This is a genomic window from Roseateles sp. (assembly GCF_049240545.1).
Taxonomy (GTDB): Bacteria; Pseudomonadota; Gammaproteobacteria; order Burkholderiales; family Burkholderiaceae_C; genus Paucibacter_A.
This window is the reverse complement of the sequence record NZ_JBMLSK010000192.1, coordinates 1-24499: the sequence shown is the minus strand read 5'-3', so window position 1 is coordinate 24499 and position 24499 is coordinate 1. Positions and strand designations below refer to the sequence as shown.

16 protein-coding genes and 1 pseudogene are annotated in these 24499 nt (G+C 61.0%); 8 read left to right on the top strand and 9 right to left on the bottom strand.

Annotated elements, in window-relative coordinates; all coding sequences use genetic code 11:
- Positions 1 to 202: 202 nt before the first annotated feature.
- Complete coding sequence (locus ACOVRJ_RS12255; protein ID WP_422044127.1) at positions 203 to 1156, bottom strand: GlxA family transcriptional regulator; 954 nt, start codon at positions 1154 to 1156, stop codon at positions 203 to 205.
- 137 nt (positions 1157 to 1293) lie between these two features.
- Between ACOVRJ_RS12255 and ACOVRJ_RS12250 the strand changes: the two genes are divergently transcribed.
- On the top strand, positions 1294 to 1854 hold the full coding sequence (locus ACOVRJ_RS12250; protein WP_422044126.1) for a hypothetical protein: 561 nt from the start codon (positions 1294 to 1296) through the stop codon (positions 1852 to 1854).
- 470 nt (positions 1855 to 2324) lie between these two features.
- On the opposite strand, the gene ACOVRJ_RS12245 is transcribed toward ACOVRJ_RS12250, so the two are convergent.
- Positions 2325 to 3137: an EAL domain-containing protein gene (locus tag ACOVRJ_RS12245; RefSeq protein ID WP_422044125.1), complete on the bottom strand. Its 813-nt coding sequence runs from the start codon at positions 3135 to 3137 to the stop codon at positions 2325 to 2327.
- Positions 3138 to 3309: 172 nt separating this feature from the next.
- On the opposite strand from ACOVRJ_RS12245, the gene ACOVRJ_RS12240 reads away from it, so the two are divergent.
- Together ACOVRJ_RS12240 and ACOVRJ_RS12235 are read left to right on the top strand one after the other, a co-directional pair.
- A complete protein-coding gene (locus ACOVRJ_RS12240) occupies positions 3310 to 3570 on the top strand; it encodes a TIGR03643 family protein (protein ID WP_422044124.1) in 261 nt (86 codons plus the stop codon).
- Entirely contained in the window at positions 3570 to 5138 is a 1569-nt protein-coding gene (locus ACOVRJ_RS12235; RefSeq protein ID WP_422044123.1) for an FAD-binding domain-containing protein, read from the top strand. Before ACOVRJ_RS12240 ends, ACOVRJ_RS12235 begins: the two co-directional genes overlap by 1 nt.
- 280 nt (positions 5139 to 5418) lie before the next feature.
- Here the strand turns inward: ACOVRJ_RS12235 and ACOVRJ_RS12230 are convergent.
- Positions 5419 to 5769, bottom strand: a pseudogene (locus ACOVRJ_RS12230) (RNA recognition motif domain-containing protein).
- A gap of 108 nt (positions 5770 to 5877) precedes the next feature.
- On the bottom strand, positions 5878 to 6087 hold the full coding sequence (locus ACOVRJ_RS12225; protein ID WP_422044122.1) for a hypothetical protein: 210 nt from the start codon (positions 6085 to 6087) through the stop codon (positions 5878 to 5880).
- 562 nt (positions 6088 to 6649) lie between these two features.
- Between ACOVRJ_RS12225 and ACOVRJ_RS12220 the strand changes: the two genes are divergently transcribed.
- The 5 genes from ACOVRJ_RS12220 to ACOVRJ_RS12200 all read left to right on the top strand — a co-directional run bounded on the left by ACOVRJ_RS12220 (position 6650) and on the right by ACOVRJ_RS12200 (position 12705).
- Complete coding sequence (locus ACOVRJ_RS12220; RefSeq protein WP_422044121.1) at positions 6650 to 7279, top strand: DUF642 domain-containing protein; 630 nt, start codon at positions 6650 to 6652, stop codon at positions 7277 to 7279.
- A gap of 75 nt (positions 7280 to 7354) precedes the next feature.
- Positions 7355 to 8497, top strand: coding sequence for a diguanylate cyclase domain-containing protein (locus ACOVRJ_RS12215; protein WP_422044120.1), 1143 nt, complete (start codon positions 7355 to 7357; stop codon positions 8495 to 8497).
- A gap of 73 nt (positions 8498 to 8570) precedes the next feature.
- The gene (locus tag ACOVRJ_RS12210) at positions 8571 to 8786 is read left to right on the top strand and encodes a hypothetical protein (RefSeq protein WP_422044119.1); all 216 of its coding nucleotides are present in this window, start codon (positions 8571 to 8573) and stop codon (positions 8784 to 8786) included.
- Positions 8787 to 9193: 407 nt separating this feature from the next.
- Positions 9194 to 11800 (top strand): ATP-binding protein, encoded by a 2607-nt coding sequence (locus ACOVRJ_RS12205; RefSeq protein ID WP_422044118.1) that lies wholly within the window; start codon positions 9194 to 9196, stop codon positions 11798 to 11800.
- An 83-nt stretch (positions 11801 to 11883) separates the two neighbouring features.
- Positions 11884 to 12705, top strand: a complete 822-nt coding sequence (locus ACOVRJ_RS12200) for a hypothetical protein (RefSeq protein ID WP_422044117.1) — start codon at positions 11884 to 11886, stop codon at positions 12703 to 12705.
- A gap of 237 nt (positions 12706 to 12942) precedes the next feature.
- Here the strand turns inward: ACOVRJ_RS12200 and ACOVRJ_RS12195 are convergent, their stop codons facing one another.
- The 5 genes from ACOVRJ_RS12195 to ACOVRJ_RS12175 all read right to left on the bottom strand — a co-directional run.
- On the bottom strand, positions 12943 to 15192 hold the full coding sequence (locus ACOVRJ_RS12195) for a CHASE2 domain-containing protein (protein WP_422044116.1): 2250 nt from the start codon (positions 15190 to 15192) through the stop codon (positions 12943 to 12945).
- Positions 15193 to 15194: 2 nt separating this feature from the next.
- Entirely contained in the window at positions 15195 to 16514 is a 1320-nt protein-coding gene (locus ACOVRJ_RS12190; RefSeq protein WP_422044115.1) for a FecR family protein, read from the bottom strand.
- The gene (locus ACOVRJ_RS12185) at positions 16511 to 17215 is read right to left on the bottom strand and encodes a response regulator transcription factor (RefSeq protein ID WP_422044114.1); all 705 of its coding nucleotides are present in this window, start codon (positions 17213 to 17215) and stop codon (positions 16511 to 16513) included. Before ACOVRJ_RS12185 ends, ACOVRJ_RS12190 begins: the two co-directional genes overlap by 4 nt.
- Before the next feature lie 35 nt (positions 17216 to 17250).
- Complete coding sequence (locus ACOVRJ_RS12180) at positions 17251 to 18906, bottom strand: ShlB/FhaC/HecB family hemolysin secretion/activation protein (RefSeq protein WP_422044113.1); 1656 nt, start codon at positions 18904 to 18906, stop codon at positions 17251 to 17253.
- The coding region (locus ACOVRJ_RS12175; RefSeq protein WP_422044112.1) for a YDG domain-containing protein at positions 18903 to 24499 on the bottom strand (5597 nt) is incomplete at its 5' end. The genes ACOVRJ_RS12175 and ACOVRJ_RS12180, both read right to left, overlap by 4 nt.

The window sequence follows — 24499 nt, the reverse complement described above, 5'->3', positions numbered from 1 at the left end:
CGATCCACCGAATTGGCGGCCTGAAAGCAGTCACTCAACGGCTCGATGCAGAGGAAGCTGTAGGGCGGGTCAAGAGCCGCCATCCACCGCAGCATAGGCAAGGTCGAAGCCTGCACAATCGGTTCGGCGGCGGGTCGCGACCCGACCTACATGACTGTTTGTGCCTTTGCTCCAGGCCCATTTGAAGGCCGGCTGAGCAACTTCATCGCCCCCGGAAAGCCTGGCGCCAGGCGCTCGGTGAGACGGCGAATCGGCGCCGAAAGTGGCGGCGCAGCGAGGCGGCCGAACCCAGCCCGGTCTGCACGGCAATCGCGTCCATGCCCAGATCGCTGCTTTCCAGCAATTGCTGCACTTGTTGCAGCCGTGCGTGCAGCAGCCAGTCGCCCAAGGCCTGCCCGGTGTGCTGCTGGAACTGGCGGGTGAAGGTGCGCCGGCTCATGGCGACCTGGGCCGCGCAGGCATCCACGCTGTGCCCTTCATGCAGGCGCGTTTGCAGGCTTTGCAGCAAGCCGCTGAGGCGTTCGTGGCGCCCGGTGCTGGGCAGTGCCTGTTCGATGAACTGCAACTGACCGCCCTGCCGGTGCGGCGCGGTCACCAGCCGGCGCGCCACGCGGTTGGCCACGGCCTGGCCCAGGCGCTGGCGCAGCAGATGCAGGCAGCAATCGAGGGCGGCGGCGGTTCCGGCCGAGGTCAGGACCTGGCCATCCTGCACGTACAGCACGTCGGGCATCAGCTGCACCTCGGGGTGCAGGCGCGCCATGTCCGCCGCATGCGCCCAGTGCGTGGCGGCCTGCCGCCCGTCCAGCAGGCCGGCCTGGGCCAGCACAAAAGCCCCGAGACACAGGCCTACCACGAGTGCGCCTCGGGCATGGGCGGCGCGCAAGGCCTTCAGCACCAGGGGCGAGGCCGGCAACTCGGGGTCGGACCAGCTAGGTACGATCACCACATCCGCCGCGGCCATTGCCTGCAAGCCATGTTGGACCTGCAGACCCACCCCGACGCTGCTGGGGATCAGGCCGGGGCGCTCCGCACAAATCTCGAGCTGCATCGCAGGCACCCCGGGGTGCGATTCACCAAACACCACGCAGGGAACGGACAGGTGAAACGGGCTGATGCGTTCAAAAGCGAGCACGCATACGGAAAGGGAAACGTACATGGCGCAGCGGGCACGTGGCAACGTGAGGGGCGATTAACTTTGGCCCAATGTTAGCGATAAAAGGCGTTTCGGCCACTGTTGGCGCGGGCGTCGGGCTCGAACAATGGTGACTCTTTCAAGAACCGACACGCTTCGCCATGAGCTCTATCCTCATCAAGACCTACCGCCCGCATGTTGAGGCCTTGCTGGCCCGCTACCAGCCGCAGATAGGTGCGGACCTGCCCGGCTACCGCAACCATGTCTACCGAGCCATCAGCTATGCCATGCACTTCTTGGCTCAGGCGCCGGACGCTGAGCGTTTGGTGGAGACGGCTTTTGCGTACCACGACATCGGCCTGTGGAGCGATGGCGCGCTGGCCTATCTGGAGCCTTCCGAAGCCCTGGCCTTGGCCGACAACCAGCGACACGGTTGGGGCCTGGACCCGGCTGTGCTGGCTGGTGCCATCCACTGGCACCACAAGGTCACGCCCTACCGAGGGCCCCACCAGGAAGTGATCGAGGCCTGCCGCAAGGCCGACTGGATCGACGCCAGCCAGGGGCTGCTGCGCAAGGGCCTTGCGCGATCGGACATCCGCGCCGTCGAAGCCGCGTTTCCCAATCTGGGCTTTCACGCCACCTTGCTTCGCCTGGCCAGGGACTATGGTGGCTCCACCCTGAAGGGCGGCATCGCGGTGTCCCGCGGCATCGTCAAATGGTGAGCCCGAGCCGGCCTAGGTGGTGCGGTTCAGGCACCGGAGGCGCAGGCGTTCGCCAGCTGAAGTCGTATCCACCGTGAATTGACCCTGTTCCCGTAGCCCCTTCAAGCCTAACTGCAGGCGCGCCACAGTTGCCGCCCAGCGGTGACCGCTTGTTGTCGAGACCAGTCCCCGACTGAGGGAGCTACGACCGTCGGCAACCGCTGCGCTGCCGTCCTTCGCCGTTGACCTCGAACTTCGGCTTTGGGCACGGAGCTGCCGAAGGCCCGCTGGCTTGAATCTCGATGGTAGGTCAGTGCGCTAAGCGGAAGTTGGGTCAGCTTCACCAACAGGCTGTGTACTGCATCCTGCGTTGTGGCAAGCCCACGACCACAGTGGCCTAAACCGGTCACTGAACATCTTGTTGGACGAATGCCTGCTGCATCTCCCGAAGCTGCGTTTGTAGCCGAGGCCCTGTGTAGTGCGGGCTTTAGTCAACAATAGAGCGGTGCAGGCCAAGACGTCATGGCTGCCGATGTGATCTCCCGAAACACTGGCTTGCCGAATAGGTACCCCTGCATCAGTGTCACACCTTCGTATAGAAAGAAATCGCGTTCGGCGGGAGTTTCGACGCCTTCGGCGATGACCTGAATGCTCAACTCCTGGCATGTACGCAACATGCCGCGTGCGATGGCTTGGCGTGATTTGCTGACGTTCACGTCGCGGACGAGCGCCATATCCAGTTTGATGAAGTCCGGCGTGAAATCGGCCAGCAAAGTAGGGCCAGCAAACCCCGCACCGAAATCGTCGATGGCGGTCAAGAAGCCGTATCGTTTGTATTCACGCAGGATCTTCGCGAGCCAAGGTCCGTCCTCTACACGCTCGCCTTCGGTCACTTCAAAAATAATGTGATCAATAGGAAAGTTGTGAACGCGTGCAGCCTCTAGCGTTGTCTTGATGCAGACCTCTGGCCGATAGACCGCGTTTGGCAGGAAATTGATCGACAGCCTCTCCGTCATTCCGAGCTGCGCAGCAGTCTTGATAGCTTTCACGCGGCAGGCTTGGTCGAAGCGGTAGCGGTTCTGTTCCGTGACCTGTGACAGAACCGACAAGGCGCCTTCACCTTCTGGGCCGCGCACCAATGCTTCGTGAGCGTAAGTACTGCGACCGACCACGTCGACGATGGGCTGGTAGGGGTAGTCGAACTGAAAACCAAGCCGTTCAGCCGTGCCGCAGGAGCCACAACTACTTCCAGGGGCGGCATCAAGTTGCGCGAATTCGGATGGCGCCTGATGATTCTTGGTCATAGGAAGTCCCTTGAGCTCACGGTATCTATCGGCCATTGAAGCAAAGGCTTGAGCTCAAGGCAAGGCTGGGGAAGGTTTTGACAATGCCCCGTAGAAACACCGAAATATCCGGAGCGACGAAACTCTCAGTGATCGTTCTCGAATCTAGCTCCATCCCTCGCCAAGCCAAGCCATGCCCGCCGAGCTGACACCGCAGTCCCTAGCCGATCTTTCCCGCATCATCGAGATGGCTTGGGAGGACCGAACTTGTTTCGAGGCCATTGAATTGCAGTTTGGCTTGAACGAGTCAGCCGTGATCGCCTTGATGCGCCGCCAGCTGAAACCTACGTCATTCCGGATGTGGCGCAAACGCATGGCCGGCCGCCGCACCAAACATGCCGCCTTGCAAGGCAGCACCTTGATGCGCCACCGTGCCACTCACTCGCGTCCATAGTGCTTTCTGACGCAGCAACTGTGCGCCGGCGCGCCCTGATCTGGTTCAAACGCGATTTGCGCGTGTGCGACCACGCGCCCTTGTTCGCTGCCCAAGCCTGCCAAGACGCTGTGGCGCTTTTTGTGATTGAGCCAGAGTGGCTGCAAAGCCCTGAATGCGACGCCAGTCATGTCGACTTTGCCTTGGCCTGTTTGGCAGAGTTGCGTGCGGCCTTGGCCGAGCGGGGTCTACCGCTGCTGGTGCGCGTGGGCTCGGCCCTCCCGGTGCTGGCGCAACTGCACAGCGAGTTCGCGTATACGGATCTGCTGAGTCATGAGGAGACTGGGCCTGGCTGGTCGTATCAGCGTGACTTGTCCGTCGCAGCCTGGTGTAAGTCTGCTTCCATCAGATGGCAGGAGTACAGCCAGACCGGGGTGGTCCGCCGCTTGGGCAGTCGCGCCGGCTGGGCCAAGCTTTGGCAGGCACGCATGGACGCCCCGCAGCATGTGCTGGGCGGCCGATTCAAGGCGGCATTGCCGCTGGATCAAGCAGAGCTCCCCACGCTAGCCAGCTTGGGGCTGACGCCGCACGGCAAGTCTTTGCAGTCCGCCGGAGAGACAACGGCGCAGCACCTGCTCAAGAGTTTTTTGCAGGTGCGTGGCCACGACTACCGCCAAGCACTCTCCAGTCCTTTGACTGCCGAACAGGCTTGCAGCCGCCTAAGCCCTCACCTGGCCTTCGGCACGATCTCCATGCGCGCCGTGCACCAGGCCACCGAAGTGGCTATTCAAGGCACGCCCGATCGCGCATTCGCCCATGCGCTGCGCGGCTTTGCCGGGCGGCTGCGCTGGCACTGTCACTTCATGCAAAAGCTCGAAGATGAGCCTGCCATTGAGTTCCAGAACTTTGCCCGCGTTTGCGACGGACTGCGGGAGACCGACTTCAACGACGCACACTATGCTGCTTGGTGCACCGGTCGCACGGGTTACCCGATGGTGGACGCCTGTATGCGCTCGCTGCTGGCAACGGGCTGGCTCAACTTTCGCATGCGGGCGATGTTGGTGAGTTTTGCCAGTTACCACTTGTGGTTGCATTGGCGGCCGACCGGGATCTTTCTGGCTCGGCAGTTTCTAGACTATGAGCCTGGCATCCACTGGAGCCAGATGCAGATGCAAAGCGGCACCACCGGCATCAATACCTTGCGCATCTACTCCCCCAGCAAACAGGCGCGGGATCAAGATCCGCAGGGTCTGTTCATTCGCCGCTGGGTCCCCGAGCTGGCCCGCGTGCCGCTGCCCTACTTGGCCGAGCCATGGCGAATGGACCCGGCCGTGCAGCGCATGGCGGGCTGCAAGTTGGGCGAGGACTATCCCTTGCCGATCGTGGATGACAAGGCGGCAATCGCGGCCGCCAAAGACCGTCTTTACGGCTTGCGGAAAACCGAAGCCGCTCGCGCAGAGGCCGATCAAGTGCAGGCCCGGCACGGCTCTCGAAAAAGTGGCTTGCCGGCCTCGGGGCAGCGGCGCACAGCCAAAGTCAGCACTAAACCTTGCGTGCCGGAAGCACGCCAAACTGAATTGTTCGAGTAGCGGTCTGGGTGACGTCGGGAGCCTCGACTGCAATGGATCGGCACAGGAAACGGCCAGCTTGATTCCAAGCCCGACCAAGAGTGCGTTCCATTCAGAACGGTGGACATATCACCAACAGCTGCGCCAGGCGCTGCAAATCCGCCGCAATCAGCCGCTATTCATCCCAATAGCGCCCTGTCATACCTCCGGCTGAGCAATCGCTGGCATTGCGACGACAGCGGGACGAAAAAAACCGGCTCATGAAAGCCGGCATTTTTGAGTCGAGGCCCTGTGACCCAGTTCAGTAGCGACCACCGCCGAATCCACCCGTGCCGTATCCGACATCGGCGCGTTTTGCCGCTGTGTAGCCAGCAGCGCTATAGCCGCCAGATCGGTTGCTTTCCTCGCGTGGGCGAGCGAGCGTGACGACGATTGAACGGCCATCGACAGAGACACCTTGCAGGGCAGCAATGGCGGCCTATGCAACTTCTGCAGAAGCCATTTCTACAAAACCGAAGCCCTTGGAGGTTCCGGTTTCACGGTCCACCATGACTCTGGCTGAAGAAACGCTACCAAACTCAGAAAAATTGCTTTTCAGGCTGGCATCGGTGACGGAGTAAGGCAAATTGCCTACGTAGATTTTGCTGCTCATAGCTGAGCCTTTCTGAAGGGAGTCGCACGACCAAGGTGCAAAAGCGCGGACAGAAAGTCCGTCGTTTGAATGAACTGACGCAGAGCGTGCTGCGTCAAACGAACATTCCTAGCATTCGGGGGGATGCTGCATCGAGGCCTGCAACCAGCCCTGCGTAACTGCAAACAGCCGGGCCGCGTCATGAGACGCAAAGGTTTTGTCAAACCGGAACACGCGGCAATAGCTGCCGTTGCCCTTGGAGCGCTGCACCGCAAAGGACGCGCGAAAGCGGCCGCAGTCAGTCTTGTGTGTCGCGGGCGAAACGACAAATCGGCCCATGGGTATGGAAGTGTTGGAGATGTTGGTCAATCAATTACCGCGAGGTGTGTATCCCCGCAGGAGCACCAAAAGGCTCGGTTGGCTGCTGCTCTGCAGACCAAAAGAGTACATATGTCGCGAGGCGCGGACAGTGGCGCGTATTCAGAGACGCGGCGCCATTAGTACTTTTTCATTGTAGGCCAATACCGGCCATTGACCATTTCGTTGAGCCGATATCAGCTTTGCTGCGGTTAGCAGCGGCGGCAGTTCGATCACGATGAAATCCTCATTGAGGCATTTCAAGGTGGCGCTGGCGCCAAGGGTCGGATAAGCGTTGGGCCACCGAGGGCATCGGTCATAAGCGATCTGACGGAACCTGTTGTGTGCAGGAAACGGCGCTGACGGCGCATGTTGACGGGATGGGCCTGACACAGGCTCTGAATTAACAAAGCTTAAGACACAGCCGTAGGCGGCACTCCTAGCATGTCACTGAGAAGCATGCCATTGACGTCACGGACTTGGGAATAAGCCAAGTGAAGGCGCCAAGGACCTTTTTTGTACCAAAACAGAAAGTGAGCAAGGGATGATGATGAAAAAAATCTGGACTGTGCTTTTCGGCGCCATGGCTGCATTCGGGCAACTCGCCCAGGCCAATCTTGTGCAGGACGGCAGCTTCGAGAATCTGTCACTCCAATCGGGAAGTTATGTCTTTCTGATGAACGGACAAATGCCCGCGTGGAACTTGGGGGCGGCTGGCCTTGAACTGCGCAACAACATCGTTGGCGCGGCCTTTGACGGCAGCAACTATGCGGAACTGGATGCTCTTGGTGCTAACAGTTTTATCGAGCAGTCCCTCACGACCGAGCCGGGTCAATGGTATGAGCTCAGTTTCGCCTATGCCAACCGCATTGGTTGGCCGGTTTCCAGCAATGGGCTGACTTGGCAACTCGGAGATGCCAGCGGCGCCGCGCCTGCCCTGCCCTTCAACAACGGGTCCAGCCAAGATTGGCATGTTTTCACTGTGAATTGGCTTGCCACCAGCACCACGACGCAGCTGAAGTTTTCGGCAGCGGGACTCAGCGATGGCGCAGGCAGTTCCATCGACGCCATCAGCCTTACCCCGATTCCAGAGCCGCAAAGTTCTTTGTTGATGCTCAGCGGCCTTCTGGGCCTTGCCATCTGGCTGCAGAAGCGTCGTCAATCTCCGGTCTGAAGTTTTCTTTCGACGCGTAGTTCGGCATCTGCCGTATCTATTTTTGTGCCGACCTTCGGGAAGGCGATGCCGGACATGACGATGCTGCAGCCCAAGAATTGGCCGAAGTGGGACGCTACAGCAGAGCGAAGCGTTCAACTCGCCACAGAACTGTTGCAACTGCGGTTCAATTTGCTGGACCAACTGTGGCGAGGTGCCAGCTATCTGGTGCTGATGTGCATGCCTTTGTGGCTGCTTCTTCTGCACGAGCAAGGCTGGCATGTACCCTTGGCCTTCAGCCTGCCTTGCGCCATGCTGCTGCTGCCGTTGGCATTTTATCGACGCCATCTTTCGTATGCGGTGCTCAGTAAATTACTGACAGGCTTGCTGTGGCTGATTGGTTTGCCCTGGGTGATGCACTATGGCCTGAGCTCTCATGGCTTGTGGTGGATGCTGATGGCCTGCGTTTACGCCGGCGCACTTTGGGGGCGTCGGCAAATCTTGGTGTCACTGCCGACCTTGGTGCTTTGGTTTGTGCTGTCCTTGAATGTCACCAGCCACCCCGCAGACAGTCCCTTGTTGGCCGGTCTGAGTCTGCTCTGTGGGGGCGCCTTTTTATCGCTCTTGATGCACACCAGCTCGCAGGGTTATGGCGCCTTGATGCGAATGCTCCTGAACCTCAAGTCTCAGGCAGACATACTGGAAATCGACAGCAAGCAAGACCCGCTGACAGGATTGCCTACGCTACGTTTGATGGCCGACCGCTTGCTAGTCGCTCAGCGCGCCGCCCAACGCAATAACCACAAGGTGGGCATCTTGTTTGTTGATCTTGATGGCTTCAAGGCTATCAACGACAACTATGGCCATGAGGCGGGGGATCATCTGCTGAAAAAAGTGGCTCAACGATTGCGGTGTGCGGCGCGTGAGGAGGACACGGTGGCCCGCATCGGTGGAGACGAGTTTCTTGTGCTTCTTCCCCGACTGGAGCAAGGTGCCAGTGCGGCGGAGGTGGCCCGCAGGATCGTGCACAGCTTGTCCCAGCCCTTTGCTTACCAAGGGGTCGACTTGCACATCGGCGCCAGCATCGGCATCGCCATTTATCCCGATCATGCGAGCGATTCAGAGGGCTTGCGCCGTGCCGCGGATCAAGCGATGTATCGGGTGAAGCACAGCACCAAGAGCGGCTATGCATTTGCTCACGAATTCCAGGAGGCGCGGTCTAAGAAGCGCTTGGATTAACACTCCTTAAGAACGCGAAGGATTGTGAAAAGAGAACATGTGAACCACTCCAACCCCTCCCCAAGGTCCTCACATGAACACCACCGCTTCGACATCGACAGAGTCCACTGTTTCGACCCACAGCACAGGCTTTGAGCTGCCTCAGCCAGCTTCAGTCTCGTCGCTGGACGCAGGCTTCGCTCGCTTGGTCATGCGTGCTCGTCAGGCCACAGGCTTGACCGAAGCGGGTCTGTTTTGGGTCAGCTATGTGGGTCTGCTGGGTTTGATCGCCCTCGCCGCTTTGGCTTGAGGACTCATTCGCGCGATTCGGCTGTTCAAGTGCTCTTTTGCGCTTCAGGTCCCGACCTCGTAGCCCGCGCTTCCCTGGCCTCCGCTTCAGACCTGCCCCAGATGCTTGCCCTCTTTTTCGACCGAGCTGAGCTCGCTCCCCTTGAGAGAGCCTGGCAATCCGGCAGCCCGCTCACGCTTGGCCAGCAACTGAAACTGGCATGGGGGCTGCGTCAGGCAGCACCTCAGCAGGCCCTGCGGCTGTGCAACAGCATCGAAGCTCAGCTGAAGACCTCGCTCGTCACAGAAGCCTTGGCCACGACTGCTCAACTAAAGATTCGGCTCATGCTTTTGAGGGCTGAATCCCGGCTATTGCAAGGCGAGTTTGACGCGGTCGAACCTATGCTTGCAGCGGCGCTCGAACATTGCATGGCTGAAGGCGACACTTTGGGTGTGGCGGATGCCTACTGGCTGCGCTACTACCTGGCGGCTGACCTCGGCCAAAGCGCCGAGATCGGGCAAACGCTGACCCAAGCGATCGATGCTGCCCAGAAGGCCGGCGATGCATCGCGTGAGCTCTTGTTCAAGGCCAGCCTGGCCCGTGCCCGCATCTTTGAAAAGCCTGCGCAAGCGCTGGAAGAAGCCGAGTTGCAGTGGCCTCAATCGCTCGAGGCCATGCCGGCCATGGAGGCTGCGGCGCTGGAAGACTACCGTGGGGTGATGGCGGGCATGAATGGCCAGTTCACCGAGGCTTTGGCCGCGCTGACTCGCGCTCACGAACTCGCTCTTGAAACGGGCCAGTTGCGCCGGGCGATCACTGTTGCGACCAACCTGGGCCATACCTACAGCCGCATGGGCGAGTTCCCCACCGCCATGGCTTGGCTTCAACAAGCTATGGCTTCGGCCCGGCATTCGCAATGGCCGAATCTGCTCAGCCTATGCCTGGCTCATGCAGGTGAAGCGCTGCGCTGCCAGGGCCGCAGCAGCGAAGCCCGCGAACTCTTGCACGAGTGTCTGGCGCTCAACCGTTTGCAACCCGATAGCCGCACCGCCGCCTTGGCGCTGGCCTATCTTGGTCATACTGAACTGGACAGCGGCGAGGCCACGGCTGCGCGACAAGCGTTCTCGCAGCTATTGCACGGGCGCGAACAGGCTCCAGACCTCAAGACCAAAGCCCATCTGGGCCTGGCCCGCGCAGAGCTGATGCTGGGACGCTTCGGCGCCGCACGCGAACACGCTGAAATCGGTCTTTCCTATGCCTTGCAGCATGGCGATCACAACGCGGAAGTCGATTTCTTGTGGGTGCAGGCCGACATTGCCAAGGCCGAGCCGCGCAGTGAGAGTCCAGGCAGGTCTGACTTGCAGGTCCTGAAGCTCTTTATGGAAGCACTGCTCCGGGCTGAGGCCATCGAACCGCATGTGCCCGACCCCTCCTTGCTCGAAGGGACTGCCCAGGCGTTTGCGACCTGTGGCAGCTATGAACGGGCTTATCACATGCTGCGCAGGGCTGCCCTTCTGCGACAACGTCGCGTCCAGCAGGACATGGCACTGAACACCGCTGCGCTTCGCTCGTACCACCAACTTGAACGAGAGCGCTATGAACGAGCGCAGTTGCAGGCGCAGGCCGAGGCAGAGTCGGCCCGTGCGCAAGCGCTTGAGCGCTCGAACCAATTGCTCCAGCATCTCAGTCGAGTGGGCCAAGCTATCACCCACGAGCTGCGGCACGACAGAATCTTTGCTGTACTAGCCGAACATTGCGACCAGTTGCTGGGTACGCCTTGCCAGGCCATTTGGTTAATCGAGGACGATGTGCGGCTGCAATGCGCTTACGCTGCGCCGGGCTATCGGCCACCAAACGCCGCTGCTGACTTTCCTTGGCAAGCGCGTGAGCCTGAACCTGCTGCGTGGTGCGCCGCCAGAACGCGCACTGAATTGCTGCATGACGAACAAGGCCGCCTTGTCACCGACCTCGCGAGGGACAGGATCACAAGCATTCACTCACCACTGATCTGTGGGGAGCGCCTGCTCGGCGTGCTTTCGCTCCAGCTTGGTCACGGCAGTGCTTTGAGCGCCCAACAGCGCTTGGCCTGGCGCAGCCTGCAGGCCTTCACCGCCATCGCTTTGGACAATGCCAATGTGCATCGGCACGTGGCCGAGCTGCGGCAGCAGTTGTTGGCCCGCGAAAAAATGCTTGCCACCGCGACCTTGTTGGCAGGCATGGCCCATGAGCTCAACACACCGGTGGGCAATAGCCGTCTGGCCGCCAGCGCGGTGTTGGACCAATGGCAGCTGTTTGAGAAAGGCTTGGCAAGGCAATCGCTTCGCCGCTCCGAATGGGAGCGCTTTGCAGAGCAGACCAAAGAGGGGCTGCGCCTGATCGACCGGAACATGGCGCGGGCAGATCACTTGATTGGGCGCTTCAAGCAGTTCTCGGTTCAGCGTGACAGCGAATTGCCGCAACTCATGGACCTGCGAGCCTTGAGTGAGCGCTGTGCTCAAGCAGTCGCCGGACGACTGCAAGCCGCTGGCCTGTATTGGCATAACGAAATTCCTGAGCGCACCGAGGTCTTCGGCTACCCCGTGGCATTGAGTCAGGTCCTGTCGATCCTTTTGGATAACGCTTTGAGCCACGCTTTTGAGGGCCGCAGTGCGGGCCACATCGCGGTGGGATGCACACCGCTGGCCTCGCAAGGCTTGATGACGCTGTGGCTGCAGGACGATGGCTGTGGGATCGTCCCTGAATTGCTGGAACGTGTTTTTGATCCCTTCTTCACCACCCGCATGGGTCAGGGAGGCCAAGGCTTGGGACTGAGCGTGGCCCTGAACTTGGTGCAAGGGCTGATGGGCGGCACTTTGCGCGCGCGCAGTGAGCCCGGGCGTGGCAGCCGCTTTCAGGTGGATTTGCCGTGTGTGGGGGATGCATCAGGGGCTGGACAGAGCGACAGCTGCGGGCTCGCCGCAGGGCCGGTGGCCGAGCAGCCGGCCCCAGGTTTATCAATATTTAAAAGTCAGCCTGAACGTGGCCTCGTAACCTAGGGGTATCGATTTTTTAACAGCAAGTCCCCATTTAGGCATCGCTTCAAACGGGGACGCCTTTGTGAACGCCAAGGAGCGCGATCATGAGCCTCATCTTTCAAAACACTGTCTCCGAGCTCGATGACTTGCAGGCGCCAGAAGAAACGCAGCGCTTGACGAGAGAGCCTTCACTGGAGGAGGTCCGCATTGCGATTGAGATGTCTCGAGTGCTAGCGCGCGCAGGGCTGACCGCACTCGAAAGCGATCAGTCCCAAGAGGGGCAGTTGATGGAATGGGCAATGGACTACCAGCGGCAAGATCAGGCGGGCCGGGTTTTGTCTGAAGTGGACAGTGGCATGACCCTGCGCAGGCTGGATGACTTGCATCGATACGCCTTCAAGCGAGCCCGCATCGCACGCTGGAACAGCTACGGCACGATTGTTTCACCCGGCGGAACCACACTCGAGCGTCGTATTGCCCGTGTCGTTGAAGGACAGCGCTATTACCGACTCGGGGCCGGCTTTGGCATGCCTGCCCCGGTGGATCTGGAATTGCTCGAAATTGAGGTCTCGCGGCACTTGTGCTGCGAAGTTCTCAAGAAGCTGTCCAAGAACCAAGAGCTGAAGACCGCCGGGGTCACTCTTCGCATCACAGGCGGCAACTATGCTGAAGTGATCTACGAAGGCATTCCTTTGCTCTTTGTCTGCATCACGCCTGATGAACGCGCGGTGCCCAAGGTCGCCTTCAAGGTCGTGATGGATGCACTGAGTCGCGAAGTGAGCAACTATTTGTGTGACGACAGTCTGATCGTGAAAGCGATTGAGGCCTTGCAGGTGCAACAAGAAAGCGAACAAGGCCGCAGCCTGCGCCGCCCATTGCGCAGCGTTGCAGACGTTGTCGCGGCCAATCAGCCCTTCAATCTTTGATCGCCATGACACCGTTTGACCAACGCCCCGTTGTACGGATCCTGCAAGAACTTGGCCAGGGACTTGAACCTGCCGCCGCTGTGATCCGCCGCAATGGCATGTCGCCCAAGAGCTTTCTCACCGCATGCAATGAGGTGGGCGGTTTGCAGGTTCTAGCGGCCAAGGAGTACCTTTACCAAGCGTTTCAACGACGATTGGCACAGTCAAGGCAAGGGGATCACTGAGGCCATGTGGGGCTCACTCCATTGCGGCGAGCGTCGATGTCAATGGCAAGCGCAAGCGGACTTCAGCCAGTTGCCCGGGACTTTCCGGCAAGGAGAAGGTCACTTGCCCGCCATGGCGACGCACGACGTTGGAGACGAACTCCCGGCCCAGACCAAAGCCACGCGCTGCCGGATCGGCGTTGGTGTGGGTGCCTTGGGTCGCTACATGGTTCTTGATCCAGCATTCAACATGCCGCTCGTCGCCTGCCTCGATCGATACATGCTGACTGATCGAAACCACGCTCCCCATCTGCCCATGTCGCACAGCATTCACCAGCAGATTCACCAACACGCGTACCATCAAGCGCTGATCGCAGTTAATGAACACGGGTTCGGCGCTGGGCTCAATTTCGATGCGAATCTGGCGACTCTGGGCCAGGTCTTGGACCTGATCCATGGCTTCGTCCAGCAGAAACTCAAACACCGCCTCGCTCATTTGATAACGCGAAGATTCGGCGGCAATCGACAAGATAAAGTCATCCATCAAGCGAAGCAGCTTGTTGGCATGCCGCTGCACTCCGAGCAAGGTTTCCATGGCGGACGGATCCGCCAAAGGGCCAGTGCGCCGACACAAGGCGATGATGGAGGCCACGGGCGTTCGCATGTCATGCGACAGCAGCTGCAAGGTCATGTCGCGCTGCAATTGCAGGCTGCGCATTTCAGTGACGTCCGCCAGGGCAAGCAGCCAAAGAGAATCCGGCCCTACCGACAAGGCCGCCGCGCGAAGCATGTAGTGTCGCTCGGAGCCATTGGTGTGGCTGACGCTGACGTAGTGCGGTGCGCCCAGCAGCTCTTGCGGCAGACGTTGCGACAAACCCAGGTAGTTCAGCATGGCGCCAACCTGCACATGCAGGGCTACGAACTCGGCGGGAAAGTCCTCCTCTATGCGGGCGTTCACCATGGCGACCTGGCCGCCCTCGTCCACCACCATCATGGGGCTGGGCGCCCCATCCAATACAGATTTCAGAAAGTCCGTTCGCGCCCGCACACTCTCAATGGCTTGGTCGAGCAGCCGCGATGTTTGCAGCACGGTGTCGGTCTGCAGGCGTTGAAGCAAAGGCACCGTCTCCCGCTTGGGCGAAGGCAGGATGAGCCTGGCTCGGCCGCTCATGAAGGCCACGATCATCTCCAAACGTCGCCAAGCCCAGGCAGGCTTGAGCAAGAGCACGACGATCAGCAAGGGGCTCGGATCGATCCAGAGACTGAACTCGCGCAAGACCAAGACGCTGAACAAGGCTGCGCCCAACAACACGGCAGCGCTGAGCAACAACTCGACCAAAGGGCTCAGTGTGAGCAAGCCCAGCAGCACCAAGCAAACCGCGATGGCGCCATAGGCCAAACGCCATGGTTTGCTGGCGCTTTCAATCAGCTCATCGTTCAAAATATCCTGCAACAGGCTGGCGTGCAATTCGACGCCTGGCGTCCCCGCCCCCTGGCGCCCTGAGTAGATCGTCGGGTAATGATCGCCGAGGCTGGGCGCGGTGGATCCGATCAAAACATAGCGATCTTTGAACAGCCCTTTCGGCACGCGCTGCTGCACGACATCCGACATCCGAACGGTCGGAAAACCCTGCGCTGGGTCCACCAGTTTGAAGCGCCGGTAGCTGTTGCCGCCTGAAGAGTCCAGTTCCGTACCCGACATGGCCAAGGCGAGGTGCGGCACCGTGCCCGCCCGCAAGTGAGCGCCGCGAATGAAGCCATCGCTTTCAAAGGCCAAGTTGATGTGCGCTAAACCGGTTGCGGCCTGCGTCAGCAAGGGCCCTGGCTGACGGGCTTGGGCGGCTTGCCCGGCTGCGGGTGGCCGATATTCCATCGCCAGAAAAGCACGATGTTTGCGCAGGGGCTGCGCCATCTGGGCATCTTCCGGGCGCTCATCGTGGAACAAAATATCGATGCCAATGGCTCGCGGTTTGTCGCGCGGATCTGCCAATTGCTCCAGCAGCTGCGCGTAGGTGTCGCGCCGGATCGGCCAGCCACCCAGCTCTTCGATCGAGGCATCATCAATCGCAATGATCACCACCTCGGTACCAGCCTGGGCCGGCTGCCAGCGCTGGATGGAGTCAAAGAGCAAATGACCGATACCGGCACCCCAGCCTTGCAGCGTGAGAACCACGGTCGCGGCCAGGGCCAGCAGGCACAGCGTCAGCCACTCGAAAAGAAATCGGCGCTGCTCCCGGCTCATCGCCCGCAGCGCCTGCAAAGCCCGGCTCTCACGCCAGGCCATGCTCATTCCTTGACCGTTCCGACGATCAATTCAAAGTCTCCTTCCCAGGTCGCGGGCGAGCCGTCTTCGCGTTTGGCGCGAAGCGTCCATTGGTAGTGGCCTTGTAGCAAACCGCGCACTACGGCTTGCCGGCTTTGTACCGGGGCATCGATCACCGTGACGGCGCTGCCACCTTCTTGGCGCGTCAGCCGAAGATGGACTTCGTTCAGGGACTCCAGGTCGAAGCGCACATGGCATCGAGGGCGCCCAGGTTCATCGGCGCGTTGAATGCCTTTGCACAAGGCCACGTCATAGCGATCACTGCTCAAGCCGCCAGCGGTCATGGCCTGCAACTTGAAGAACACCGCGTAACCGCCCAGCTCGGTCAGCACAAACGGTTGCTCGGCCGGCAAGTCTTGGGCCGACCATTGGGCCTCATTCGCCTGAGCCGCCCGTTCGATATGCAGGCGCTGCACGCTGTCAGACCGCTGCCATTGCACCTGCCATTGGGCCGCCAGTGCATCCAAGCCAAGCACGCGAGGCAGCACGGGCAAAGTCTCTATGGCTTGGCTGCGCCCGTCGGCCGAGATGGTCAAGCCCTGCCCTGCGCCCACGCGCAGCTCGTTGTTTTCGTTCAGGCCGCGGGCGCCGACGACGCCTCTTTGCACTTCCACCTGGGTTTGTCGGCTTTTCTCGTCAAAGCCGACCTTGAAGCTCGTGCCTCTCACGCCGGCCACCGAAGTGGGCGTTCTCACCAAGAATGGGGCATCTTTCTGACCCCGTTTTTCAACCTCGAGATCCACCCGACCATTGAGCAACTCAATCTGAACTTCAGGGGATGCCTCCAGTGCATTGCGGCGCAAGACCTTGAGCTTGACCGTGGCACCCGAAGGCAAGCCCACTTTGCTGCCGCCTTGAATGGCCAGGGATGCGTAGCAGCCCGCAGGAATGCGCAGCACGCTGTCCTGGCCCAGCGTGTCATCTTCTTGCAGCGCGCGAGCACTCTCACCAAGGATCAGCTGGGCTTGTTTGCAGCTCAGTTGCGTCACCCGGGCGGACACCGCCTCGTGGCGCATACGGTCACGGGGGAACCAGAGTTGTCGCCCCACGTCCAGCTTTGAGACATTGCGAACTTGGTTCAGCTTGGCAATCAGGTCCAGCGCATCAGGGCCGTCCATGTAGCGAGCCACCAAGGCTTCGAGTTTGTCTCCCCGTTTGACCTCGTAGGCCACATGGGTGTCACTCATCGGCGGCGTCGCAGGCGCGGCCTGGACTGCCCCTGCAACAGCCCCAAAAACGACCAGGGGCAGCAGTGCTCGCACCGTAAAATTTCCCAACTTCATACCGTTTCTTCTCCTTTGACGAGGCGATATCCATATCCCCGCACCACCAACAAACGCCACTCGCCACCCGCTCCGAGTTTGAGCTTTCGCCTCAACCAAGACACATGAACATCTAAAGTGCGGGACAGTTCATCTTCTTCGCGCCCCCAGACATGAGCCATGATTCGCGACCTGGCGATGGGGCGGTCGATGTTTTGGAACAGCAGCCGAGCCAGTTCGAACTCTTTCTCCCCCAGGGTGACGCTTTCCTCGCCCATATCGACGCGGCGCTCCGCGACATTGAATCGATATCCACCACCTTCGGTCTCGCCTCCCGGGGACGCGGGCGCGATGGACGGCCCCAAGCGTCGTTCGACCGCGCGCAAACGCGCAGTGAATTCCGGCGCTCGCAAAGGCTTGCCGCAGTAGTCATCCGCGCCGGCGTTCAAGGCTTGAACGATTTGTTCCTCAGCCAGATTGCTGGTCAGAAAGATCACCGGCACGCGCAACTGCAGTTGCTGTCGGGTGTGGATCAGCACATCCAAGCCGTTAGGCCCGGGCACGTTCCAATCCAGCACGAGCAGATCAAAAGGGTCATGGGCCAGCGCTCGAATGATGTGATTGCCGCTGCGAAACGTGATGACGCTGTGGCCCTCGCGCTCCAAAAGCGCCCGGACCTCGGCGGCAAGATCAGGTTCGTCTTCTAGCAATGCAATGTGCACAGCATGCCCTCCGCGGAAGAAGTTCTCGCCACGGCTCAGAAGTAGTAAGTGGCCGAGACGAACACGCGGGTCTCGTTGGCCCGCGACTCGGTTGGCTCTTTCACCTCGGCCTTCTTGTAGCCGCCGAAGCCTTTGGCGAGCGAGCTGGTGAACAACCAGCTGCCGACGCTGCCATTCCAGGACACCCCAACGGCGTTCAAGGTGTAGCTGCTGTTCAGGGAGCCGGTGACGGCGTTTTGATTCGGACGAATCACGCCGCCGTCGTAGAAAACACCGACGGACTGGGTGCCCGAAACTCTGCGCACCAAATCAATACTCCACTGGGCGCCGGAATCTCCCACGCCGTCTGCCGTGGTGTAGGCCCGAACTCCGTTCACGCCGCCCAGCGACATGCGGTTGTAGGAGTCGAGATTGCGCGAAGCCCACTGGCCGCGCAGCCGGTATTCGACACGCCAGGCCTCGTCGCCGCCCAAGGGATGCTCGTACTTCGCCGAGCCCTGCACGAATTTGTAGCCACCCAATGGTGTTATGTCGCCCTCCACCTTGGTGTAATCCCCCACCGCAAGATTGAGGTCCACGCGAAATGGCGTCCAGGCGCGGGGCATGGACTCGCTACTGAGGGTCCAGCGGAGTTGGCTGTCGCGAATATCCGAGATGCTCAAATGAGATCCGGCCAAAGCACTGGAGGTCATGCGCCGACTGATGCTGTATTGCGACTTCACCGGATGCCGCCAATCGAGAGGCAAGTAGTGACTAAAGCCCAGGCCGAACTCACTCGCATCGCCCACCGTCGCAGCCGCGCCACCCTTGATGGTGTGGGTCTTCGAGGTGCTGCCCCAAGCACGTGTGCGCCCCCGCAAACTGGGTGTTAGGGCATCGTATTCGGCCCGCGCATAAACCACGCCCGCCGAGCCCAGACCCAGCAGATTGATCTCATCGCCAGAGGCCACACCCGCCAGGGTGACCGAACCCATCACCTGCGGCTCGCCGTACTGCCGTAAGCCGTAGTTATTGACCTGCCACGCCGAGACTTTGACATCACCGGGTTTGGCCCGGCGGGGCGTGATTTCCACCAGCATATCCACCAACTCCGGGCCGGCGGGGCGCAAGACCAGGCCCAACTCCACCGGAAGGTCGTAGCTCGCAGCAGAAAGGTGCTCTTCCACCGCCTGCATGTCGATCAACTCGCCTGGTCGAAGAACGGCCGCCAGACGATCTTTGACTCGGGCTTCATAGGCTTCACCCACCGACGCCTCGGCCAGCAACGTTGCCACCGACTTCACCCGCGGAGCCACGACTTGCACCTTCAATCGCTGGCCACCACCCCGCGCGGCTTGCACCTCCGTCTGCGCATAAACCAAAAAGCTGCCTCGGCGCCCTTGATCCGCAACCCAAGTTTCAAATGCCAGCAATTGCTCGCCACTGACAGGGCCACCGATCCAAGGCTGCCAATAGGCCTTGACCTCGGCGCTTAGCACCCGGCCTTCGACTTGGACCTCGACCAGTCTCTCCAGCGGCTTGCGATCCACCATCACCGGCGGGGGCGCAGTTGGCGGTGGGCGCTTGGGCAGGCTTTGATCCTCGATGGCGCGCTGCACATTGCCAACGTCCGCGGTTTGTGCCTGCGCATGGGCCAAACAGGCCCCGAGGCAAGCGGCGGCAAGTACATGAAGTAGAACCTGATGCTTCACGAACGTTTCTCCTTCTTGTCCGACTCTGCGGCGCGGGGCGTGTAACAGAGGAACACACCATTCACTTCGGTGAGGTCGCAACTGCATTGTGAAAGTTTTTCTTCTGTGAGCGCGCTCTGCGTGGCATCTGCATCGTCCAACTGTTGCTCATTGCACAGATTTGGCACACCAGCGCCGGTGGCCGCCGCGCTGATGATCCTGGAGGGATCGCGATCATTCGGCGGAATAGGCTTGGGATCATCGGGTCGGCGGTTTCCGGTGGTGATGGAAGCCGCAAGCGTTGAGCCCACCAGACGGTAGTTGGAGGCCAGTCCACCGTTCAGGCCATTGGCCAAGCCATAGCTCACATCCACCGGTTTACCCGTCCCCACTGCCGCATCACGGAACTGCCCGCTGAGGGATGCGACCACCAAGGTCTCTACCCCCACCAGGCCTTGCAAGTTGCCAGCAGAAACCACAGCCCGAGTGTTGCCGTCAAACACCTTGTCTTGCGCCGTGCTGCCGACAACTGTCAGCAATTTGGGGGTGATGTTGGCGCGGGTCGTCAGGGCTGCGCTTGCTTGCAAGCGGTAGTTGCGCCACTCACCCGAACCGTTGAGCAAGCGCAGGTTCTGTGGATTAGCCATGCTCACCAGTTTGCCCTGGCCGACGTTCTTGTCTTCAAACTGAGCATCGCCAGCGACTTGTAGGGTTTCGCCATTGACGGTACCCAACACTGAAGCCTGGGTGATGCTGGCCGCCACGCTGCCGTCATAGACCTTATCCGCCGCTGTGATGTTGATCAGGGTCACGGGTTTGGGATCAATCACCAAAGCTGCGTCGCGCAACTCCACATTGGCATAGTTGGCACGCAATTGCTCGGTGCCTTGGAACGCGGTGCCGTAGCGGCCCGCGCTCTTGCCCTGAGCCCAGGATGAGACGCCCAGACTGTCGGCCGTGTCATCACCCACCAGCCCTGTTGCACTGAAGCCGCTGACCGTTTGCGTGGCGCCGTTGTACTCAGCCGTCGCGCCATTGGCCGTCAGTACCACGCGCGCACTGCTGTTCTTGTTGATGGTCAGGGCGCCGTCTACCTTGTCGATACTGGCATAGTTGCGCTCCAACTCGACATTGCTGCCTGAAAAGGCTGTTGTGTAGCGGCCGGCGATCTTGCCGTTGGCACTAGCACTGATGCCCTTGGCGGCCTGGCCCGCATTCGCTGCGTCCTCCCCTACAAGACCTGCCACGGTGAAGCCGCTGACCAATTGCGTGGCGCCGTTGTACTCGGTGCTTGCGCTATTGGCCGTCAGCACCACGCGCGTCGTGCTGTTCTTATTAATGGTCAGCGCACCGTCGACCTTGTCGATATTGGCGTAGTTGTTCTCCAGATCTGCATTGCTGCCCGCAAAGGCGGTGATGTAGCGACCGGCGTTCTTGCCACTGGCTCCGGCGCTGATGCCACTGGTGGCCTTGACCACGTCGGCGGCATCGTCAGCCAAGAGTCCTGCGACGCTGAAGCCACTGACCGACTGCGAGGCACCGTTGTACTCGGTGGCCGCGCTATTGGCCGTTAGCACCACACGGGCTGTGGTGTTCTTACTGATGGTCAACGCGCCGTTCTTGAACTCCACATTTTCATAGTTGGCCTGCACCTGATCGGTGTTGCTGAAGGCAGTGCCGTAGACCCCGGCATTGCGGCCGGAGGCGCCAGCTTGTGCGCCGATGTTGTCCGAAGTGTCGCCGCCCACCAGTCCGTCTGCAGTGAAACCGCTGACTGACTGGGTGACCCCGTTGTACTGCTTGGTGTCGCTGTTGGCGATCAACACCACCCGCGTCGTGCTGTTCTTGTTGATGGTCAAGGCGCCGTTCTTGAGCTCCACGTTTTCATAGTTGGCCTGCACCAGATCGGTGTTGCTGAAGGCGGTGCCGTAGACCCCGGCGTTGCGGCCAGACGCACCAGCTTGTGCGCCGATGTTGTCCACGGTGTCTCCGCCTACCAAGCCGTCTGCAGTGAAGCCGCTGACCGACTGCGTGGCTCCGTTGTACTGTTTGTTGTCGCTGTTGGCGGTCAACACCACCCGCGTCGTGCGGTTCTTGTTGATGGTCAGCGCGCCATTCTTGAGATCTACGTTTTCATAGTTGGCCTGCACCTGATCGGTGTTGCTGAAGGCGGTGCCGTAGACCCCGGCGTTGCGGCCGGAGGCGCCGGCTTGAGCGCCGATGTTATCGGCAGTGTCTGCGCCCACCAAGCCCTCGGCAGTGAAGCCGCTGACCGAATGCGTCGTACCGTTGTACTGTTTGCTGTCGCTGTAGGCGGTCAGCATCACACGGGCTGTGCTGTTCTTGTTGATGGTCAAGGCGCCATTCTTCAGCTCCACGTTTTCATAGTTGGCTTGCAGCTGATCGGTGTTGCTGAAGGCGGTGCCGTAGACCCCAGCATTGCGGCCGGAGGCGCCTGCTTGAGCGCCGATGTTGTCGACGGTGTCTGCGCCCACCAAGCCCTCGGCGGTGAAGCCGCTGACCGACTGCGTGCTGCCGTTGTACGTGGTGGTCGCGCTCTTGGCGGTCAACATCACACGAGCGACATTGTTCTTGCTGATCGTGAGGTCGGCGTTTTGAATGCTGACCTCGTAATTGCTTGCGTCATCCCCAGAGACCGAGAGTTGAGAGGTGTAGCGGCTCGCATTGCGGCCAGTGGCCACGCCGCTCACAAGAACTCGGCCAGCGCTCAGGTCAGCCTCGACAAAGCCCGTCAACAGGGCCGGATCCTGCGATTGGTCCTGGCCATTGAACATCTTGCTCGTGGCCACGCCGCTGACGCTCGCTGCCTTGGGCGTGATTACACCGACCATCCCTGAGGCGTCCCCGGTGGGCAGATCGTAGTTACGAGCGTCGCCCTGGGTCAGTTGCACCAGGCTGTTGTCCACGGTGGCGCTGACCCGGCCCTTGCTGGCCGGCGTGTTGTCGCGCACATTTTTGCTGGCATAGGTGCCGGTGATCGCCTGGGCGGGGTCTGCAAAGCCCAGCGTGCCGCTGTCGCCGTCCGCCAGACCGCTCAGCAAGAAGTTGCTGGCCTTGAGTTGCGCTTCGGTGCCGCCGTCATAGACCTTGCGGGCCTCACCAGTGATGGTCACAGACAGCCGGGCTTTGCTCACCTGGGCTTCGTTGACGCCCGCGACACGCTGGCTCAAGTCCGGTGTCGCATAGTTGCTGGCCAGGCCGCCCCCTGCGCCGTCGAGCAAGGTCAGGGCGCTGACGTGATCGGCCTCCCACACATTCTTGCTGTTGAGTTGGGCGTCTTGGTAGCCCAGCGTCTCGCCAGCCACCAGATTGCCGAGGGTGAGCTGAGTCCCGCTCAGGCTGGTCTTGCCGTCATAGGTTTTGCTCGCGTTCAGCGTCACCGTGCGGGCAGTCACGCTGGCTTGGTTGTTGCCACTGGCCTGGGTCAGATCCGGCAAGACATAGTCGGAAGCCAGCCCTGCGTTTGCGCCTGCGCCATCGGCCAGGCGGATGGCGTTGATGAAGCTGGCTTTTACACCTGCGCTGACGTTCTTGCCGTTGGCGGTGGCGCCGCTGTAATTCAAGGTCTGGCCGTCCACCAAGCCGCTGATGTCGACATAGCCTGTCATGTCGGTGCTGCCGTCGTAAACCTTGGTGGCTCGCAGTGTCAGCAGCTTGGGGTCGACAAAGAGCTTTGCGGTCCCGGTGGCCGTGTTCACCTCAAAGTTATTGCCGCTCAGTCCGTAGTCGTAGCCTGCTGCAAAGCCGTTGGCCACCGTGCCGGCGTGGCGCGGGCTTCCATGGGCCGCAGGGTCGATGATGCTCAAGTCATCGATGATGGCCGCGCGTGTGACCTGGTAGCTGTTGGAGCCGGCAGCCACGGTTTCGACGATGGAGCTGCCGTTCACCGTGTTGGCCGCCTTCAATGCCTCTTTGACCGCGCCCGCAGTCGGGTCCGCATCGCCATAAGTGATGCGCAACTGAGCGGAATTGATCTTGTCGCTAAAGCTCAAACGCTCCCGCGCCATGACCTGGCTGTTGGTGCCGCTGTTTTGCTGAGGTCCAGACGCGAAGTCGGTGTTGGTCTTGGCGTTGGCCCTGTTGCCATCCACCGGCGAGAGGTACAGCGTGCTGAAGCCGCTGTCGATGATCTTCAGGTCGCCCGAGCTGGCAGCGGCACCGGTGTAAACATAGGTTTTGCCACCCCCTTGCTGCGCGGTGGTGTTGGCCCCCACGGTTTTGACCTGTCCACCGCCGGCATTGCCCGCTGCCAAGGCAGCGCCCGCGGCCAGCACCACATTGCCGCTGCCTTGGTTGATGATCTTGGGCGCGGTCACATGCCCCTGGCCCGAAGTCTGCACCAGCACGCCGACCTTGCCGTTATTGCCCTGAACGGTGCCGTTCCCGTTCTGAGTGATCGTGAGATTGGTGCCGTCCACCGCGCCGGCTGAGCTGGCATTGCTGCCGGCCAGCAACTGGATCACGCCAGAGTTTTTTCCCGCGTCGCCGGCAGACAGGCTTGCCGGGCCGTCGGCCGCGATATTGCCCTGCTCGGCCCACAGCGTGGTGCTCTCGCCAGCCGCCGCCAGGTTGATGATGCTCGTGCCGCTGCGCAGCAACACTGCCGTGCTGCCCTCTGCCGTTTTGCCTTGCACATGCACCGTGCCTGCGGCTTGCAGATCCTTGGCCACCTCCACTTGCCCGGCTAGCGCCTGCAAAGTCACGCTGCCCTTGCTTTCAATGCCGGTTTGCGCGGAAGCCGGCGCGGCATAGCCCGCCGCATTCCCACTCCACGAGGGGCTGAGGCTGAAGTTGCCCAAGCTCAAAGTGCCTGTGGTGTTCTGCACATCGATGGCGCCGCCAAGAAGAGCTTTGGCGCTCAGGGTCAGCCCGTTCGACTCGCTGATAAAGGCGGTGGTGGCGCTGTCGCCATTGGCATTGAGTGCCAGTCGATTGACTGCCGTCAACACACGCTGTGTGCTCGAACCCATGTGTGCGCCGGCGCTCAGCACCGCTTGATTGGCGCTGAGCAGGCCGCTGCCGTTGGCAGACATCGAGCCCGTGGCCTCCAAGAAGGCATTGCCCGTGGTGCTGGCATTGGCATTGAGGGCCAAGCTGGCAGCTTTGAGGTTGATCTCGCCACTGCCCGTGCTGATGCCAGTGAGCCCACTGGCGCTGCCCACCGTCAGCGTGGCGCCGGCGTTCACAACAAGGGCTCCGTTGCTGGTGGTGGCCGCCGCCAGGGTCACGCCATCGGCTTCGCTGACGAATTGATCGCCCGCCGAGCTCAGCTTGAGGGTGTCGGCGCTGGTGTTGATGAACTGGCTGCTGCTGCCGATGGTGGTGGCGGCGCTGAGCACCACATCATTGCCGCCGACGGTGCCTGCGGTGCGGCTGATGCTGCCGGTGCTGGCGCTCAGGTTCACATCGCCCGCGCCGGCCAGCACATCGGCGGCTTGCAGCACATGGCGCTGGGCGGTCACCGTTACATTGCCGCCGGTCAGATGGGTGTCAATGGCGCCATTGATCTTGATGTCGGCGGCGGTGCTGGTGTTGCCAGCGGTGCTCAGGTTCACGCCGCCATAGTTGCCGGTGACGCTGCCGCTGCCGGAGG